Origin of the sequence: Bradyrhizobium sp. CCBAU 11357 (assembly GCF_028128865.1) — a bacterium.
GTDB lineage: Bacteria > Pseudomonadota > Alphaproteobacteria > Rhizobiales > Xanthobacteraceae > Bradyrhizobium.
In genome coordinates this window covers 254,064-272,013 of record NZ_LBJW01000109.1, presented here as the reverse complement: position 1 = coordinate 272,013, position 17,950 = coordinate 254,064, and the positions used below count along the sequence as shown (strand labels likewise).

Genomic DNA, 17,950 nt, shown 5'->3' with positions numbered 1-17,950 from the left:
GCGAAGCAATCCAGGACTGCATCCGCGGCGGCAGTCTGGATTGCTTCGTCGCAAGGGCTCCTCGCAATGACGGGGATGATCAATGCGCCAAATGGTTCGCCGAGCCCTGCACGATCAGCCCCGCCTCATTCACCCGCAGATATTCGCAGATCTTCTTGCCCCGCTCGTTCTCGTAGAACACCACGAGGCTGTCCGGGCTGACGAACAGATCGATCAGCGAAAAATGCAGGTTCGGCACCAGGGGAAGCGCCTTGCCCCAATAGGCGCGCAACGCATCCTTGCCGCGCACCGTGCCGCTGGGGTCGAACCCCAGCATCGGAATGCGGTCCGAGGTCATCACAGCCGCCTCGTCGTAGAGCGTGAGCACGCGCTCGAGATCGCGCGCGTTCCAGGCCTCGACCCAGGTCCGACCGAGCGCGGCCAGTGTTGACGGCTGATGGTGCTGTGACATGGCATTCTCCCTGATCGGCCCCTTTCTGGAATGGGGCATAATAGGTCAAGAATACTTACCTATATCCCTTTGTCCATGCCCAAAGAAGCATGTGGGCGCACCGCTGCCGTGGTTGCGGCCCGCGCGCCGCCAGCGTATTGGCTGGCCATGACAGCAGCACAGAACGACCGCTCCGCGTCGACGCCCTCGGTGGCCTCGGCGCACGACAAGATTCTCATCGTCGACTTCGGCAGCCAGGTGACGCAGCTGATCGCGCGTCGCGTGCGCGAGGACGGCGTCTATTGCGAGATCGTCCCGTTCAACAAGGCCGAAGAGGCCTTCAAGGAGATGAAGCCGAAAGCGGTGATCCTCTCCGGCGGCCCTGAGTCGGTGCACGAGGCCGGCTCGCCCCGCGCCCCGCAATTGATCTTTGCGTCCGGCGTGCCCGTGATGGGCATCTGCTACGGCCAGATGACCATGGCGGCGCAGCTGGGCGGCCAGGTCGAGGGCGGCCATCACCGCGAATTCGGCCGCGCCGATGTCGAGGTCAAGGCCGAGAGCCAGCTGTTCGCGGACGTCTGGTCGTCAGGCAGCAAGAACCAGGTGTGGATGAGCCATGGCGACCGCATCACGAAGATGCCGCCGGGCTTCTCCGTCGCCGGCACCTCGCCGAACGCGCCGTTCGCGATCATCCAGGACGAGAAGCGCAAATATTACGGCCTGATGTTCCACCCCGAAGTGGTGCACACGCCCGACGGCGCAAAACTCATCCGCAACTTCGTGCGCAAGATCGCCGGCCTCACCGGCGACTGGACCATGCGCGCCTTCCGCGAGGAGGAGATCGCCAAGATCCGCGCGCAGGTCGGCAAGGGCCGGGTGATCTGCGGCCTCTCCGGCGGCGTCGATTCAGCGGTTGCGGCCGTGCTGATCCACGAGGCCATCGGCGACCAGCTGACGTGTGTGTTCGTCGATCACGGCCTGATGCGCCTCAACGAGGCCGAGCAGGTCGTCGACCTGTTCCGCCACCACTACAACATCCCGCTCGTGCACGTGGATGCGTCGAAGCAATTCCTCGGCGAGCTCGAAGGCGTCACCGATCCCGAAACCAAGCGCAAGACCATCGGCCGCCTCTTCATCGAGGTGTTCGAGGCTGAGGCCAAGAAGATCGGCGGCGCCGATTTCCTGGCACAAGGCACGCTCTACCCCGACGTGATCGAGAGCGTCTCCTTCACCGGCGGCCCCTCGGTGACGATCAAGTCGCACCACAATGTCGGCGGCCTGCCTGAGCGCATGAACATGAAGCTCGTCGAGCCCCTGCGCGAGCTGTTCAAGGACGAGGTGCGCAAGTTAGGGCGCGAGCTCGGCCTCCCCGAAATCTTCGTCGGCCGCCACCCGTTCCCGGGCCCGGGCCTCGCCATCCGTTGCCCCGGCGACATCACCCGCGACAAGCTCGACATCCTGCGCAAGGCCGACGCCGTCTACATCGACCAGATCCGCAAGCACGGCCTCTACGACGAAATCTGGCAGGCTTTTGCAGTGCTGCTCCCGGTAAAGACCGTCGGCGTCATGGGCGACGGCCGCACGTATGACTATGTGGTTGGCCTGCGCGCCGTCACCTCCACCGACGGCATGACCGCGGACTTCTACCAGTTCGACATGAAATTCCTGGGCGAGACCGCGACGCGCATCATCAACGAGGTGAAGGGCGTGAACCGGGTGGTATATGACGTGACCAGCAAGCCGCCTGGGACGATCGAGTGGGAGTAGGGTGTAGCTCTCCAAGCTTAACATACTGAGCTAGTCGTTACTTCCTGGACAGGCGTCGCGACGAATTATGGGATTTGGGGTATTCATCCATCGATCGGACTCGATCTACGATGATAGCCCCGCAGAACGATACCAGTTTCCAGGCCAGTACCTGCGTCGCGTTGAAGCCTGCGTCGGTGACTGGATCATCTACTATGAACCGAGCAAGGTAGCAGAAACGCGCGGCTACTTCGCGATTGCTCGGGTACAACAAGTTGTTCCTGACCCAACGGCATCGGGCATGTTTCTCGCTCTGATCGAGCCCGGAAGCTATCTGGACTTTGCCAATCCGGTCGCTTTCAACGGACCGACGGGTCCTGTGGAGCGCGGAGTCCTGAATGAGCAGGGACGGATTTCAGGGCGTGCTCAGTCGGCAGTCCGTCCAATTTCGGCCGACGATTTCAATAGAATATTCGCGCTCGGCTTCGCAGAAGGTGTGCCGCTGCTACCCCGAGTCGATGCAGATGTTCGATTGTCTCAACTCGACGAAGGAGAGCAGGCGCCGTTTATACTTGCGCGTGATCGCGTGAGTTCAATCGTCTCAAGGGTATTGCGTGACCGAGTTTTTCGTCGGGTCGTGTTGCGACTACGACGAGCGCTGCGCCATCACCGGGCTGAAGCTCATCAATGGAATGGGGCGCGCAGAGGTAGCGGCGGCGCACATTCGGCCCGTGGAGGCGAACGGGCCAGACATCGTGAGCAATGGGATCGCTCTGTCGGGAACTGCGCATTGGATGTTCGATCGTGGTTTGATCAGCTTGTCCGATGAATTGGAAATACTGATCTCGCGGCAGACAAACGATCTGGAAGGAGTTCGATGGGTCATCAACAAGTCCGGGCGCGCGCTTGAGCCAAGGAGGCCATCGGATCGGCCTCATCCGCATTTTCTGCAATGGCACCGCGAAAATTGTTTCAAGCGATAGACGAGCTCGTAGAGTCGCGCGCGTCAGCCTAGCGCTAGCCCTTGATGTGGACCGCAATCCCTCATGGTAGGAAATCTGCGTCGTTCGCTGGAGCCAGCCCTTATGTCCGTCGCGCCCACCCCCAACCATCCGCCCGCCACCCCCACCGACCCCGAGCCCCTCGGCTGGATGCGCGGCTTCCCTCCATCCCCCGATCGCCTCATCACCTTCCAGGACGGCTCCTTCCGCAATTTCCCCGAACTCCGCTGGGCCTGGAGCAACATCCGTCAGCTCGTTCCCACCGTGAATGTCTGGCGCGGAGCTGGACCTGCGTCGCCTCTGCCGCGCGCGGACCATGACATCGGCGCGGTCGCCTTGACCACGATGGACGGCCGTCCCATCACCTTCGACAAGATGCTGGAGGAGACCTACACCAACGGCATTGCCGTGCTGCATCGGGGCAGGCTGATCTATGAGCGCTATTTCGGCGCCTTGAAGCCGCACAAGCCGCATATCGCGATGTCGGTGACGAAATCGTTCACCGGCGTGCTCGCAGGGATTCTGGTCGCCGAGGGCAGGATCGATCCGCAGGCGCCGGTGACGGATTATGTGCCGGAGCTGAAGGCCAGCGCGTTCGGCGATGCGCGCGTGCACGAGGTCATGGATATGACCACGGGGCTGCGCTACACCGAGGTCTACACCGACAAGAACTCGGACGTGTGGGGCCTGCGGCGCGCCAACGGCATGGCGCCGATCCCGCCGGGTTATGACGGCCCGACCACCATCTTCGATTTCCTCATCGCGCAGAAGAAGCAGGGCGAGCACGGCAACGCCTTTGCCTACAAGACCGTCAACACCGACGTGCTCGCGTGGATCATCAGGCGCGCCAGCGGCGTGACGCTGTCCGATCTCTTGTCTGAGCGGATCTGGCAGCCGATGGGCGCGGAGGAGGACGCGCATTATCACGTCGATCGCATCGGCACCGAGAGCGGCGGCGGCGGTCTCTCGACCTGCTTGCGCGATCTCGCCCGCTTCGGCGAGACCATGCGCAATCACGGCCGCTTCAACGGCCGCCAGATCGTGCCGTCATCCGTGATCGAGGACATCGCGCGCGGCGGCGATCCCGAAAAATTCAAGCCGGCCGGCTACACCACGCTGCCGGGCGCCTCCTATCGCAATCAATGGTGGGTCACGCACAACGCCCACGGCGCCTACATGGCGCGCGGCGTCCACGGCCAGGGCATCTACATCGATCCCAAGGCCGAGATGGTGATCGCCCGCTACGCCTCGCATCCGGTTGCCGGCAACGCCGCCAACGATCCGGTGACGCTGCCGGCGTACATGGCGCTGGCCAAGGCGCTGATGGCGGGCGGGTAGGGTCATCTGCTGCTGCTGTCTCTTGGCGTCGCGTGTTCGCGCCTCACACTCGCCGTCATGCCCCGGCTTGACCGGGGCATCCAGTATTCCAGAGGCAATTGTGATTGAGCCGAGGGGCCGCGGCGTACTGGGTCGCCCGGTCAAGCCGGGCGACGACAGTGGAGGTCAATGACGTTTTCCGCGTCGCCTCTCTCAAGTCCGCAAGATCGGTCGAGCGCGCCGCTGCCGCCGGCGCCTAGATGGAAGTCGCCACGGAGGAGGGACGATGACGGCGGCGCTGCAAAACTATCGGAAGCGGATGCGGCGGGTGCTGGAGCATATTGACCGGCATCTCGACGATGATCTCAACCTGGAAAGCTTGAGCGGCGTTGCAGCCTTCTCGAAATTCCATTTCCACCGGCAGTTCACGGCGACCTTCGGTCTGTCCGTGCATTGCTACGTCCAGCTGGCCCGTCTGAAGCGCGCGTCGCATCAGCTCGCCTACACCGACGCGCAAAGCGTCACAGACATTGCGATGGAGGCCAGTTACGAGGCGCCGGACGCCTTTGCCCGCGCCTTTCGGCAACGGCTCGGGCAATCGCCGTCGTCGTTCCGGAATTCTCCCGATTGGGAGCCGTGGCTTGCGGCTTTAAGGCCTCTCCATTTCGCGAGGAGCAAGCTCATGCAGAGAACTTTCACCACCGACGACGTGACCATCCGCGACGTACCCGCCACCAGGGTGGCGATCATGGAGCATCGCGGCGACCCGGCGACGCTCCCCGCCACCATCCAGCGCTTCATCGCCTGGCGGAAGGCAGCCGGCCTGCATCCCAGCACGAACCCGACCTTCAATATATGGCGGTCCGAGCGACGTCCTGCGCGCCCCGCCGATTACAGCGTAGACCTTTGCGTCGGCACAGATCGGTCGCTCCCGGGATGCGGCGAAGGGATCAAAGCCGGCAAGATCCCCGGCGGACGCTGCGCCGTGCTGCGCGTCGTCGGCTACACCGACAATCTCGAGCCAGCCGCGCTCTACCTCTACCGCGACTGGCTTCCGGCCAGCGGCGAGGAAGCGCGCGACTTCCCGATCTACTGCCAGCGGCTGAGCTTCTTTCCGGAGGTTCCGGAGCACGAGACGGTCGCCGAACTGTTTCTGCCGCTGAAGTAGCGGCCTCGGCCTTCATGGTTCGAGACGCTTGTGTGTCCGGGCTCCTCACCATGAGGAGCTAGCCGCAAGACGAGACCTCATCCTGAGGGCCCGCCGCAGGCGGGCGTCTCGAAGGATGTGCCCCGGGCGAGCTCGCGCCTCACTCGCGCGCCTCCTGCCAATGCGGATAGGTGACGTAGGCGGTGAGGGCGCCTTGCTCATGCGAGCGGATCGTGACCGTCTCGCCCTTCGGCATGTAGACGATCTCGCCGGGACCGGCGGTGACGGTGCTGCCGGCGCTCGTGACCGAGAGCTTTCCTTCCAGGACGAGCATGACATCGTCGACTGCAAGCGTCTCGTTCAGGCTCTGGTTCGGCGCGTAGCGGCCGTAGCCGATGGTGATCGGTCCGCCGTGACGCTGGTCGATCACATTGCCGGCGAAGATATCTCCGTCCTGTCCCGGCGAGCGTTCGAGCGAAGCATCGGTGACGGCGAATTTGCGAACTTGCATGAGTTCCTTCCGTTTCAGGGGCTTTGAGAGGAGGCACCCATAGACGCCTGGACAGGTGTTTGGTTCGCGTCGGCGTGCGAGGCGGTTTGACGCAGTAGCATCAATGAATATAAGGATTGACTTATATTAGTGGTGATCGATATTCATTGCCACGAAAGCGACAGGGAGAGGCGCCAATGGAATTCGACGTCGCCAGGGTCCTCGGGCTCGTGACACGTTCGGTGAGGAATTTCGCCAAGGATGGGAAACCGGCGAGCGTCGTGACCCTCACGCGGCTCTACGACACCGGCGTCGACGATCTCTGGGACGCCGTGACCAGCAGGGAGCGGATCCCGCGCTGGTTTGCGCCGGTCGAGGGCGACCTCCGGCTCGGGGGACGCTACCAGATCAAAGGCAATGCGGGCGGCACCATCACGGCCTGCACGCCGCCGACCCATTTCGCCGCGACCTGGGAATTCGGCGGTGCCATGAGCTGGATCGACGTCAGCCTGACAGCCGAGCGAAGCCAGGCGCGCCTGACGCTCGAGCACACAGCGATCATCGAGGATCATTGGAATCAGTTCGGTCCGGGGGCGGTCGGTATCGGTTGGGACCTCGCGCTTGCGGGACTGGAGCGTTATCTTGCGACCGGGGCATCGGTCGACCATGAGACGGCGGAGGCCTGGATGGTCTCGCCCGAGGGCAAGGACTTCATGACGACGAGCGGCGAGCATTGGCGTGCGGCACATGTCGCAAGCGGGGTCGATCCAGCCACGGCGAAGGAGCGCTCGGACCGAACCATCGCGTTCTATCGCGGCGAGATGCCGCCCGACGTCGTTCATCCCGGCACCGGAAGCTGATGCACGCCTTCGAAGTCCTTGCCGATCCCGTGCGCCGCCGCATCCTCGAGCTGCTGGCGCCCGGTGAGTTGGCATCCGGCGAGGTCGTCGAAATCATCGGGGCCGAGTTCGGCATCACCCAGGCGGCGGTCTCGCAGCACCTCAAGGTGCTGCGCGAGAGCGGCTTTGCGAGCGTCCGGGCCGAGGCGCAAAGGCGGCTCTATTCGGTCGACGCGGCCGGGCTGCAAGCGGTCGATGCCTGGGTCGGCCAGTTCAGGAATTTCTGGGTGCCGAAGCTGGACGCGCTGGCAACCGAGATCGCGCGCGGCAAACGCGAACGCCGCAACGCGCCGATCACCAAGCGGAGCGGGAAGAGGGCGTGAGGATAGAGAACCCGTAGGGTGGATTAGCAGACTGCTGCGCGAAGCGCGGCAGGCGGCGTAATCCACCGTCTCCCTCGTTTCGCCGCGCTCAGATGGTGGATTACGCTTCGCTAATCCACCCTACGAATTCCGCGACATCTTCTCGTACTTCTTCACCAGCCGCTCCCGCTTCAACCTCGACAGCCGCTGGATCCAGAACATCCCGTCGAGCTGGTCGATCTCGTGCTGGTGACACACGGCGCGCAGGGCTTCCGATTCCTCGCTTTGCACATTACCCTCGACATCCCGGTAGCTGATCTGCACCCGCGCATGGCGCTGCACCTCGTCGTTGACCCCAGGCATCGAGACGCTGCCTTCGCGATGCATGATCATCTCCGGCGAGGCCCATGTGATCTCCGGATTGACGTAAGTGTGCGGGCCGTCCTTCGCGTCGAGCTCGAGCACCACGACGCGCAGGGGCACGCCGACATGCGGCGCCGTGATGCCGATGCCGGGCGCGGCGCGCATCGTGTCGAGCAGATCCTGCGCGAGCTCGCGCAAGGCATCGTCGAACAGAGTGACGGGGCGGGCCGGCAGCGCAAGCCGGCGGTCGGGATAGCGCACGATCGGGCGAATGGTCATGCAGGCTCCTACCACTCGCTCACGGATCATTGAAGCATGTCCGCTTGACTGTCTACCTACTGGAAGGTAGCTAAGCGCCATGAGCACCGTTTCCTCGACTGCCGACGACATTCTTGCCTGCGCCCGCACGCTGATCATCGCCGGCGGCTACAACGGCTTCAGTTACGCCGACATCGCCGATGTCGTCGGCATCCGCAAGCCGAGCATCCACCATCATTTCGCCAGCAAGGTCGACCTGGTCCGCACCCTCGTGGCGCGCTACCGCGAGGAGGCCCAGGCGGGACTGTCGGCGCTCGAACGCAATGTCGCCGACCCCGCCGAGCAGCTCAAAAGCTACGTCGCCTATTGGGAGGCGTGCATCAAGGACGCGACGGCTCCGTTCTGCGTCTGCGCGCTCCTTGCCAGCGAGCTTCCGATCCTGCCCGAGGAGGTGGCGCTCGAAGTCCGCGCGCATTTCCGCTCCCTCTCGTCCTGGCTGGCTGCGGTGATGGAGCGCGGCAAGCGGCAAGGCCGGCTCCATCTCTCCGGCACGGCGCGGGTCGAGGCGGAGGGATTCATGGCAACCGTTCACGGCGCGATGCTGTCGGCGCGGGCCTATGGCGATCCAAAAATCTTCGCGACCATCACCCGACCGCTGCTGGAGCGGCTTTCCACCAGGCACTGACGTGATCGGCTCAGGCCAGGGCGGTTCGAACCTTTCTGCATCATCAAAACTACCAACTAGTAGGTAAGGAGCAAGCTATGAGAAACAGCGAGATGGCTTTGGGCGCCGACCAGGCGCAATGGCTGAAGCAGTACTACTTCATGCGTGCCGCGTTCTCCGCCGCCTGGGTTGTTGCGGCCTTCGCGATCGCGCCGTCGTCGTCGGCGATCGCAGCGGCGTTGCTCGTCGCCTATCCGGCCTGGGACGCCGCGGCCAATTATCTCGATGCGCTCTGGAGCGGCGGCTTGAACCGCAACCGCACGCAGGGCCTCAACGTGCTGGTCAGCCTCGCGACGACCATCGCGGTGATCCTGGCCTTGCAGGTCAGCATGAACTGGGTGCTCGGAATCTTCGGGGCCTGGGCCATCCTGTCCGGATTGCTCCAGCTCGGCACGGCCCTGCGGCGATGGAAGCGTTTCGGCGCGCAATGGGCCATGGTGCTCAGCGGCGGCCAGTCGGCCCTGGCGGGCGGCTTCTTCATCTTTCAGGCCGCGATGCCCGCGGTGCCGTCGATTGCGAATGTCGCGGGCTATGCCGCGGTCGGCGCGATCTACTTCCTGGTCTCGGCCGTCTGGCTCACGGTCGGCAGCTCGCGCCGCAGTGCGGCCCTGTGAGCGGCGGATAAGGCCTGCCATCCTCCAATGCCGGGGCTCATCATGTCGACGCAGCTGTTTTGCCCGACGTGTCAAAACCAGTTTGCGATGATGGCGCGGGGAGCCTCGTAAGCCATTGATCCCGCTGGCGCCCGCTACTGTGCATGGGGTTGTTTTTCGAGTTTGGTTGGCAGGTCACGAAAGCGTGCGGCAAAAACGACGTCGGCCTGTCGGCCGGCGCAGTTCCCATTCGTCTTCCACGCGAGACAGACCTGACGGGAGACTGAAATGACTTCTTCCAACTATCGCTGGGTGATTGTCGCCGCCGGCGGCCTGCTTGGCTGCGTCGCGATCGGCGGCATGTTTTCGCTGCCGGTATTCCTGCAGCCGATCACCAAGGACACCGGCTGGTCGGTGACCGGCATCTCCAGCGCGATGACGATCGGCTTTCTGGCGATGGCCTTCACCAGCATGGCCTGGGGCACGCTGACGGACCGGTTCGGGCCGCTGCCGGTGGTGCTGACCGGATCGACCGTGCTGGCGCTCAGCCTGTTCGCGGCGAGCCTCGCCACCTCGCTGATCGTGTTCCAGATCGTGTTCGGCCTGTTGGTCGGCGCCGCTTGCGCGGCGATCTTCGCGCCGATGATGGCGACCGTCACCGGCTGGTTCGATACCAATCGCGGCCTTGCGGTGTCGCTGGTCTCGGCCGGCATGGGCATGGCGCCGATGACGATGTCGCCGCTGGCGGCCTGGCTCGTCTCCGGCCACGACTGGCGCACCTCGATGCAGATCATTGCGCTCGTGGTCGGCGCCATCATGATCCCGGTCTCGTTCCTGGTGCGCCGACCGCCGGCGCTCGCGCAAGGCCCGGCCGCGCCCGGGGGCGAAGCCGCCGCCGGACAAAACGAGATGTCGATGGGTGAGGCGCTGCGTTCGCCGCAATTCCTGATCCTGCTCGCCACCAACTTCTTCTGCTGCGCGACGCATTCCGGCCCGATCATCCACACCGTCAGCTATGCCGTGAGCTGCGGCATCCCGCTGGTCGCGGCGGTGACGATCTACAGCATCGAGGGGTTTGCCGGCCTCGGCGGGCGCATCGCCTTCGGCCTGATGGGCGACCGCTTCGGCGCCAAGCGCGTGCTGGTCTCGGGCCTGCTGCTGCAGGCCTTCGGTGCGCTCGCCTATGTCTTCGCGCAACAGCTCACGACGTTCTATGCGGTCGGCGCGATCTTCGGCTTCATCTATGCCGGCACCATGCCGCTCTACGCCGTTCTCATCCGCGAGAACTTTCCGCTCAAGATGATGGGCACGGTGATCGGCGGCACGGCCATGGCCGGCAGCCTCGGCATGGCGACCGGCCCGCTCGCCGGCGGCCTGATCTACGATGCCTTCTCCAGCTATGCCTGGCTCTACATCGCCTCCTGGGCGATGGGCTTAGGGGCCTTCCTGATGGCGATGACGTTCCGCCCGTTCGCAAAGCCGCAAGGCGAGGTGGCGCCGGCGGCGGCATGAATTCGCGATCGAGGCGCGGCGTCAGAGCTGCGCCTCGATCGCGACCTTGTCGATGACCGACCAGACCTGCCGGATCTTTCCGTCTCGAAATTCGTAGAACACGTTCTCGCAGAAGGACACGCGCCGCCCGTTGACGGCAAGACCAAGGAACGGTCCAGCCGGCGTGCAGTCAAACTTCAATCGGGCGGCGATGCGGGGAGGATCGGAGATCAGCATCTCGATGTGGAACTGCAGATCGGGTATCTGCCGAACATCCTGTTCCAGCATCGCGCGATAGCCCTCAAGCCCAAGGGGCCGCGCGTTGTGGGCGACCTCATCATGCACGAATTGTCCGAGTGCCGGCCAATCCCGCCGATTCAGGCAGGTGATGTAGGCGCGGTAGATGTCGGCGAGGTCGTCTCTCGTCATATCGAAGCTCCCACTTCGACCTAACGCGCGAGGATCGCGAACCGGTCCAGCATCAGAGCCGCTTCTCGAAGAACAGGTCCGGATAGGGATCGTCATTGAAGCGGGGAATCTCGCGCCAGCCGGTGGTACGGTAGAGCTGAGCTGCCTCGGGCAGCGCGCTGTTGGTGTCGAGCCGCAGCAGCGTGATGCCGAGCTCGCGTGCTGCGGCCTCGGTCGCGTCCATCAAGCGGCGGCCGAGCCGCAGTCCGCGCGCGGCCGGGGCGACCCAGAGCCGCTTGATCTCGGCGTAGCCGTGATCGGTTCCCTTCAAGCCCACGCACCCGATCGGCAGCGTGTCCGACATCGCGACGATGAAGGTGCCGCGCGGCCGGCGCATGTCCTTGGCGTCGGGGTCGCGCGACAGCGAGACGTCAAAGCCCTGTTTGAAGCGGCGGCCGAGCTCGGCATAGTACTCGCCGAGACAATAGCGCGCCGGTTCGGACTGAGGGTCGATCTCATCCAGCGAAACGCGCTCTCGCGTCAATGCGGATGCGATCAGGTCCATCGCGGCGAGCAAGGCCTCGGCTTGCGAATTCTGAGCGAGGAAGCCTTCGGCCTGCGCGTTCGAGAGCGCCTCGTAGGCTGCGAACTCGCGCCGGCCCGTGCGCGTCAGCCGCGCCACGCGGCGGCGGGCGTCGTCCGCATGCGCGGTGGTCTCGACCAGCCCCTCGTCCTCGAGGCTGCGGAGCAGCCGGCTCATCAGCCCGGAATCGAGCCCGAGATAGTCGCGGATCTCGGCGACGTCCGAACGCCCGTGCCCGATCGCATTGAGCACGCGCGCCGCGCCGAGCGGCCGACCGCGCCCGAGAAACGACGTATCGAGTGCTCCGACTGCCGAGGTGACGGCGCGGTTGAAGCGGCGAACGCGGGAGACTGGGTCGAGCATGATGTCTGACTTTAGTCAGATATCATGCGCAGGTCAATCGAGGGAGCGCCGGCCTCACTTCACCAGCGTCAACAGCGGCTTGTCCTTGGCGACGATATAGGTCGCAAGCTCGCTGGCGGTCTCGCCGCCCAGGTTCTTCGCTGCATGCACCGTGCCGGCAGGGATGAACAGCACGTCGCCGGCTCTCAGCGTGACCGGCGGCTTGCCCTCGACGTCGTATTCGATCGCGCCCGCAAGCACGTAGATGATCTCTTCGCCCGGATGGGTGTGCCGGCCGAACGCCACGCCCGGGGCAAGGTCGACGCGCACTTGCACGGCCTCGCGCCCGGGCGTGCTGAGATCGTGGCGCTGGAGGTCGGTGCGCGCGACGCCGGCCTGCGCCGCCGCGGCCGGCAGCGTGAACAGGTTCGCCGCGAGCAGCACCGCGCTCGTGAGCACGCGGAGGGTTCGCAGATGACGATGGCTCATGGTCGGCTCCTTGTGGTCGCTAGATTGTCCGCGCCGCGCGGGCCCGGCCGATGGCGGCCGGTCCGCGTCGTGGCGCTTCAGACGAGGGTGGTGGTCACTTCGATGTTGCCGTGCACCGCCTTGGAGTAGGGGCAGATGCCGTGAGCGGCCTCGATCAGTTCCTGCGCGACCGCGCGATCGACACCGGGGACGCTGACGTCGAGACGGGCACGCAGGAAGAAGGCGCCGCCGGCGTTGTTCAGGTCGATCGCGGTGTCGACCGACGGCTCGCTCGGCAGCTTGACCTTGCGCTGGGCAGCAGCGAGCCCGATCGCGCCGAGATAGCAGGCCGACCAGGCGGCGGCGAACAGGTTTTCGGCGGCTGGGTGCGGCTGGGCCAGCTTGACGTTTAGGAAGCCGTCACTGGAGTGCGCGGCGCCGTCGGCGCCCGAGGTGACGTGGGTCTTGCCGGTGAAGAGAACCTTTGCAGCGGAGGTCATGGTCGTATCCTTCGGTTGACTGATTGATCGTATCCGATCTAATCGGATGCGCATGGAAATATACTCGCCGCACCCACCGGTCAAGCTCTTCCGATTTAATCGGATACGATTTATATTGGTCGGCAGATCACGAATTGCGGAGGTTCCCGTGGCCCGTCCCCCTAAAGCTGCCGGCAAAGGCCGAAAACTGTCGAATTTCCTGTGCTTTGCGATCTATTCGGCCAATCTCGCCTTCGGTCGGGCCTATAAGCCCCTGCTGGACAAGGTCGGCCTGACCTACACGCAGTACATCGCCCTGGTGGCGCTGTCGGACGAGGACGAGCAGACCGTCAGCACGCTGGGCGAGAAACTGTTCCTGGAATCCAACACGCTGACGCCGATCCTGAAGAAGCTCGAGCAGATTGGGCTGATCAAGCGCCACCGCGATCCCGCCGACGAGCGGCAGGTGCGCCTGAGCCTGACGCCCGCGGGGCGCAAGCTGATCGAGCAGGATCTCGGCGGGTCGCTGATTGTGGCGACAGGTCTTGGCGATGATTTTCCGGTGGTGCAGAAGACGGTGAGCAGATTGCGCGACAATCTGCTGCGTGCGACCAAGGCCGATGACTAGCACATCGAGACAGGACAGATCGGGAGTCCCCGCCGCGGCACGCCCGTCGCCGAGGCCGGGCCCCATTACGGGAGGACATCGTGAGCAACGCGAGTGAAGCGGCGGACCGGTTGATCGCAGCCCGAAGCAAAGGCGAATCGGTCGGCTGGCGTGACATCCTCCCTTCGGATCGTGCGGGCGCCTACGCGATCCAGGATGCCACGCTTGCCCAGATCGGTCCGCTCGGCGGCTGGAAGGTCGGCGCGTCGGGCCCGGACGCCGAGCCCGTCTGCGCGCCGCTGCCCGCACCAGGCCTGCTTGCCTCCGGCGCGCGGCTCGGTTCGGAATTCCGCCTTCGGGGTGTCGAGGTGGAGGTCGCGCTCCGGGTCGGGCGCGCGCTCACCGCTGAAGACGCCGCATTGCCCGATCGCGAGCTGGCACGTGCGTTCGACGCCGTCTATCCCGCCATCGAGATCGTCGAGACGCGCCTCGAGGATTGGACGAACAGTGCCGCCCTGGCCCAGCTCGCGGATTTGCAGAGCCACGGTGCGTTGCTGATCGGGGCGGCCTCGACAGTCAGCCCTGCTGCCATCGATCTGAGGGCCGTCGAGGCGGATCTCTCGATCGGTGAAGACATCAGCCGTCGAATCATTGGCGGCAATCCGGCAGGAGACATCTGGCGTTTGCTGCGCTGGCTCGTCCGCCATTGTGCGGACCGGGGTCTGCCTCTCTTGCCGGGCCAGATCGTCACGACCGGTTCGTGCACCGGCATGGTCTTCGCAGAAGCGGGGACCAGCGCCCGTGCACGCCTTGTGGGTTTCGGCGAAGTTACTGTCGATTTCTGAGCAACGAGGCTTGCTTCGCTTCGGCCAGCCGCGACGCGCTTTCCGCATCATGCTCAGCTTTGGGGGCGGATCAGCTTGATGTCCTGATCGGCCGCCCACGCGGCGACGTCCTCGCGCTTCAGCGCGGTCGCCATCAGATCCGGAAACTGATCCGGCGTGCAGGCGAAGACGGGGATGCCTAGACTTGCGACCTTTGCCGACAACGCAGGATCATAGGAGGGATAGCCGGTGTCGGTCAGTGCCAGCAGCACGATCACGTTGATGCCGCGCATTGCGAGCCGCGCCAGCCGGTCAACCAGCTCGTTTGCATTGCCGCCCTCATAGAGGTCGGTGATCAGGATCAGATGCGCTTTCGCGGGCCGTTCGATGCGCTCCTCGCAATAGGCGACGGCGCGGTTGATGTCGGTGCCGCCGCCGAGCTGGACGCCGAACAGCACCTCGACGGGATCGGCGAGCTCCTCCGTCAGGTCGACGATCGCGGTGTCGAAACAGACGAGCTTGGTCGCGACCACCGGGAGCGAAGCCATCACCGCCGCGAAGATCGATGCATAGACGACGGAGGTAGCCATCGAGCCCGACTGGTCGACACACAGGATCACCTCGTCGAGATCGACGATGCGGCGCTGCTGGCGCAAGAAACCGATCAGTCGTTCGGGCACGATCGTGCGATGCTCCGCCTGATAGTGGCGCAGATTGGCCTTGATGGTGCGCGGCCAGTCGATGTCGGCAAAGCGCGGGCGGTTGGTGCGTATCGACCGGTTCAAGGCGCCGCGGACCGCATCCGCGGTGCGCCGCTCCAGCCGCTCCATCAGCTCGGCCACCACCTTGGCGATCACAGTGCGGGCGGTGTCCTTGGTCTTCTCAGGCATCACGCCGCGCAGCGCGACCAGATCGGCGATCAGGCTGACATCGGCCTCGACGGTCGCGAGGAATTCGGGCTCGACCAGCATCTGGCGCAGGCCCTTGCGCTCGAAGGCATCCTTCTGGATCACCTGGACCACCGGCGCGGGGAAGAACTCCCTGATATCCCCGAGCCATTTTGCGACGCGCGGTGCCGAGCCGCCGAGCCCGCCGCGGCCCTTCTTCGGGGCTTCGTCGCCGTCGCCGTAGAGCGCCGTCAACGCCTCGGACATGCGGCGATCGCTGGCGGACAGAGCAGGGCCGTTCTCGGCGCCTTCGGCGTCGACGCCGAGGGCGAGCGTCCAGCGGCGGCTGCGTTCATCGGCATCGCTCATCGCGCCGCTCCCGCCTTGACAAGTTCGAGTACGCGGACCTGGTGCGCCGGCCAGATCTCGTTTGCGCCGGCAATCAGCCGATAGCCTCTGGCGGCACCGGTGCTTCGCGCGAAGAGCGCATCCATCAGCCGCCGGCGCTCGGTTCGGTCCAAGGCGGAGAAGACGCGGCGGAACAAGGGCAGGCTGGCGGTGAAGCCCTCCTCGTCCAGCGTCATCAACCAGGCATCGACCGCGCCCCGTAGCGCCGCATCGTGGATTAGCCGCTGGCCGGCGCCCTCGAAGAAGCCTTCGAAGAATCCCGCCGCTTCCGCGACCGGCGTTCCGGGCGAGAGCATTCTGGTCAGCAGGTCCGCGGCATGATCGGCTGTCAGCAGTTCGGCTTCGTAGAGCAGCCGCGCGGCGGTGCCGGCGATCAGGCGGGTCGCGTGATCGTCATTCATCAGTGCCCGCAGCGCATCGCGCCAGCCGGCCACGATGTCGGCCTCGATCTGGGCGAGCTGGATCGCGGCGTCGGCCGCAAGGAGCGCACCGCGCAGCTTGGCTGCCGCCGGCGCATCGAGATTGCGCGCAGCATAGGGCAAGGCAAGTGCCGCCTGCACCACGATACGCGGCATCAGCGCCGTCAGATGCTCGACCGTGCCGGTGCGCGCCTCGCCATAGCGCAGGATATCGGCCATCGGCGGCAGTGCGGCAAGGAGCGACGGGCCGTCGCTCGTCAGCGCCGCCTTCGTCTCCAGCGCGGCGATGCCGAACTCGGTGGCGCGCGCCAGGTCGGCGATCATGGCATTGCGCACCAGGCTCGCCAGCGGGCCAAGCTCGGCTTCCTTGCCCATCGCTTCCATCAGGCGCCCGCCCGCGGCTTCCGCGATGGTCGAACCGTAGAGCAGATTTTCCACCAGCCTGACCGCGAATTCCGGCTCCCAGCGCAATTGCCAGTTCTCGCGGAACGTACCGCGGCTGCGCCCCACATCCGTCAACCGTCCCCAGGGCACGTCGAGCGCGTTCAGCCGGTGCAGTAGCGTGGAACGCATCAAGCCGCTTTCGCTGCGCAGATCGAGTGTGAGCGCCCGCTCCAGCGCTTCCGGCTTGAGGCGCGTCGCTTTCTGTTGACGCTGGAGATCTTCGAGCAGCGGCGCGAGCGGTGTCGATGCTGGGATTGCACCGACGCCCGCGCCGATCAGGAGTTCGGCCGAAATGTCGTCCCACATGGCGCGCTCGCCGTTGCAGAGGCAGGCGATGGCCGCCTCGCGCAGCTCTGCGAAGCCGGGCGCGGGCCGGTCACGCAGCGCCGCGAGTGCCGTCCCCAGCCGCTGCGCCTCGATCACCGAGGCGGTGGATACGAAATGGCCGCGATCGCGCAGCACGCGCGTCACCTTGGCAAGCCACTCGGCAGCGCGATCGCGGTCGCGCGTGTCCCAGACATGTGCGCACCATCCCGGCGCCACGACGCCCGCGCCATAGCCGCTTGCGCGCGCCAGCCGCGGCGCGGTCCATGGCGCCCAGGTCGCCTTGATCTTGGTCCTGGGCCGGCCCTTGAGCAATTCGCGATCCGCAGCAAGGCTGCGGCGCTCGGCGAGCGCCGGCACGTGCCAGGCGCCGCAGACGACCGCAACGGCGCCGTCGCATTCTTTGGTCGCTTTCGCGATCTCGATCCGCATATGCGCTTCGCGCGCGGCCTCGCGCGCCGACAGTGATTTTTCGTCCGCGCGTAGCGCGGTCATCGCATCGGCAACGGCCGTGAAGATCGGGCCCGTTGCGGGATTCTCCTCGATGACGTCGGACCACCAGGATTCGCCATCGTCATAGCCTGCGGCAGTTGCGAGCGCGCCGATCGGATCGTGGCTGACCGGGTCGGCCTCGGCCCTTGCTGCGATCTCCTCCGCGATATCGCCATCGCTGGCACCCAGCCGGTCCGATGCCGGCAGGTCGATGAAGCGCAGGGTCGCGCCGTGACGCACCGCCCAGCGTGCGGCCTGGTATTCCGGCGAATAATCGGCAAAGGGAAAGAAGCTGGCATTCGCCGGATTGTCCTCGGCATAGGTGAGGAGGGCCACCGGCGTTACCAGGTCGGGATCGGCGAGCATCGGCAGCAGCTCGGATGCATCCGCCGGGCCTTCGATCAGCACCGCCACCGGTTTCAGCGCGTCGAGCGCGTCCACCAGCCGCCGCGCAGAGCCGGGGCCGTGATGCCGGATGCCGAAGAGAGAGACCTGGCCCGCCAT

At 65.4% G+C, this 17,950-nt stretch carries 19 protein-coding genes and 1 pseudogene; 11 read left to right on the top strand and 9 right to left on the bottom strand.

From position 1 onward, the window contains the following. Positions 1-79 precede the first annotated feature (79 nt). Complete coding sequence (locus XI05_RS29780; RefSeq protein ID WP_172786380.1) at positions 80-451, bottom strand: nuclear transport factor 2 family protein; 372 nt, start codon at positions 449-451, stop codon at positions 80-82. 147 nt (positions 452-598) lie between these two features. Between XI05_RS29780 and guaA the strand changes: the two genes are divergently transcribed. The 4 genes and pseudogenes from guaA to XI05_RS29760 all read left to right on the top strand — a co-directional run bounded on the left by guaA (position 599) and on the right by XI05_RS29760 (position 5,662). After that, complete coding sequence (gene guaA / locus XI05_RS29775) at positions 599-2,197, top strand: glutamine-hydrolyzing GMP synthase (protein WP_271508402.1); 1,599 nt, start codon at positions 599-601, stop codon at positions 2,195-2,197. A 67-nt stretch (positions 2,198-2,264) separates the two neighbouring features. Beyond that, positions 2,265-3,159 (top strand): annotated as a pseudogene (locus XI05_RS29770) (HNH endonuclease). Positions 3,160-3,261: 102 nt separating this feature from the next. Continuing rightward, on the top strand, positions 3,262-4,515 hold the full coding sequence (locus tag XI05_RS29765; protein WP_271508401.1) for a serine hydrolase domain-containing protein: 1,254 nt from the start codon (positions 3,262-3,264) through the stop codon (positions 4,513-4,515). 265 nt (positions 4,516-4,780) lie between these two features. Beyond that, the gene (locus tag XI05_RS29760) at positions 4,781-5,662 is read left to right on the top strand and encodes an AraC family transcriptional regulator (protein ID WP_271508400.1); all 882 of its coding nucleotides are present in this window, start codon (positions 4,781-4,783) and stop codon (positions 5,660-5,662) included. A gap of 139 nt (positions 5,663-5,801) precedes the next feature. Here the strand turns inward: XI05_RS29760 and XI05_RS29755 are convergent, their stop codons facing one another. Beyond that, positions 5,802-6,152 (bottom strand): cupin domain-containing protein, encoded by a 351-nt coding sequence (locus tag XI05_RS29755; RefSeq protein WP_271508398.1) that lies wholly within the window; start codon positions 6,150-6,152, stop codon positions 5,802-5,804. Between the two features lie 176 nt (positions 6,153-6,328). Between XI05_RS29755 and XI05_RS29750 the strand changes: the two genes are divergently transcribed. Both XI05_RS29750 and XI05_RS29745 read left to right on the top strand, forming a co-directional pair. Beyond that, positions 6,329-6,991 (top strand): SRPBCC family protein, encoded by a 663-nt coding sequence (locus XI05_RS29750; protein WP_271508396.1) that lies wholly within the window; start codon positions 6,329-6,331, stop codon positions 6,989-6,991. Next, complete coding sequence (locus tag XI05_RS29745) at positions 6,991-7,353, top strand: ArsR/SmtB family transcription factor (RefSeq protein WP_271508394.1); 363 nt, start codon at positions 6,991-6,993, stop codon at positions 7,351-7,353. Before XI05_RS29750 ends, XI05_RS29745 begins: the two co-directional genes overlap by 1 nt. A 120-nt stretch (positions 7,354-7,473) precedes the next feature. On the opposite strand, the gene XI05_RS29740 is transcribed toward XI05_RS29745, so the two are convergent. Further along, complete coding sequence (locus XI05_RS29740) at positions 7,474-7,974, bottom strand: peptide deformylase (protein WP_271508392.1); 501 nt, start codon at positions 7,972-7,974, stop codon at positions 7,474-7,476. 79 nt (positions 7,975-8,053) lie between these two features. Between XI05_RS29740 and XI05_RS29735 the strand changes: the two genes are divergently transcribed. From XI05_RS29735 to XI05_RS29725, 3 genes are all read left to right on the top strand, one after another. Then, positions 8,054-8,638 carry a TetR/AcrR family transcriptional regulator gene (locus tag XI05_RS29735; RefSeq protein ID WP_271508390.1) on the top strand — a complete coding sequence of 195 codons (585 nt, stop codon included), beginning with the start codon at positions 8,054-8,056 and terminating at the stop codon, positions 8,636-8,638. 77 nt (positions 8,639-8,715) lie between these two features. Beyond that, positions 8,716-9,291, top strand: coding sequence for a DUF308 domain-containing protein (locus tag XI05_RS29730; protein ID WP_271508388.1), 576 nt, complete (start codon positions 8,716-8,718; stop codon positions 9,289-9,291). 267 nt (positions 9,292-9,558) lie between these two features. After that, on the top strand, positions 9,559-10,782 hold the full coding sequence (locus XI05_RS29725; protein WP_271508387.1) for an MFS transporter: 1,224 nt from the start codon (positions 9,559-9,561) through the stop codon (positions 10,780-10,782). A 21-nt stretch (positions 10,783-10,803) separates the two neighbouring features. On the opposite strand, the gene XI05_RS29720 is transcribed toward XI05_RS29725, so the two are convergent. From XI05_RS29720 to XI05_RS29705, 4 genes are all read right to left on the bottom strand, one after another. Further along, entirely contained in the window at positions 10,804-11,190 is a 387-nt protein-coding gene (locus XI05_RS29720; protein WP_271508386.1) for an ester cyclase, read from the bottom strand. Between the two features lie 52 nt (positions 11,191-11,242). Beyond that, positions 11,243-12,115 (bottom strand): bifunctional helix-turn-helix transcriptional regulator/GNAT family N-acetyltransferase, encoded by an 873-nt coding sequence (locus XI05_RS29715; RefSeq protein WP_271508385.1) that lies wholly within the window; start codon positions 12,113-12,115, stop codon positions 11,243-11,245. Positions 12,116-12,169: 54 nt separating this feature from the next. After that, positions 12,170-12,583 carry a cupin domain-containing protein gene (locus tag XI05_RS29710; RefSeq protein WP_271508384.1) on the bottom strand — a complete coding sequence of 138 codons (414 nt, stop codon included), beginning with the start codon at positions 12,581-12,583 and terminating at the stop codon, positions 12,170-12,172. Positions 12,584-12,660: 77 nt separating this feature from the next. Beyond that, positions 12,661-13,062, bottom strand: a complete 402-nt coding sequence (locus XI05_RS29705) for an Ohr family peroxiredoxin (protein ID WP_271508383.1) — start codon at positions 13,060-13,062, stop codon at positions 12,661-12,663. Between the two features lie 148 nt (positions 13,063-13,210). Here XI05_RS29705 and XI05_RS29700 point away from each other — a divergent pair, with 148 nt between their 5' ends. Both XI05_RS29700 and XI05_RS29695 read left to right on the top strand, forming a co-directional pair. After that, on the top strand, positions 13,211-13,669 hold the full coding sequence (locus XI05_RS29700; protein ID WP_271508381.1) for a MarR family winged helix-turn-helix transcriptional regulator: 459 nt from the start codon (positions 13,211-13,213) through the stop codon (positions 13,667-13,669). An 80-nt stretch (positions 13,670-13,749) separates the two neighbouring features. Beyond that, on the top strand, positions 13,750-14,493 hold the full coding sequence (locus XI05_RS29695; RefSeq protein WP_271508378.1) for a 2-keto-4-pentenoate hydratase: 744 nt from the start codon (positions 13,750-13,752) through the stop codon (positions 14,491-14,493). Between the two features lie 53 nt (positions 14,494-14,546). Here XI05_RS29695 and XI05_RS29690 read toward each other — a convergent pair whose 3' ends face one another. Continuing rightward, positions 14,547-15,728, bottom strand: coding sequence for a VWA domain-containing protein (locus tag XI05_RS29690; protein ID WP_271508376.1), 1,182 nt, complete (start codon positions 15,726-15,728; stop codon positions 14,547-14,549). Continuing rightward, positions 15,725-17,950, bottom strand: a complete 2,226-nt coding sequence (locus XI05_RS29685; protein WP_271508374.1) for a DUF5682 family protein — start codon at positions 17,948-17,950, stop codon at positions 15,725-15,727. The genes XI05_RS29690 and XI05_RS29685 overlap by 4 nt, the downstream gene beginning before the upstream one ends.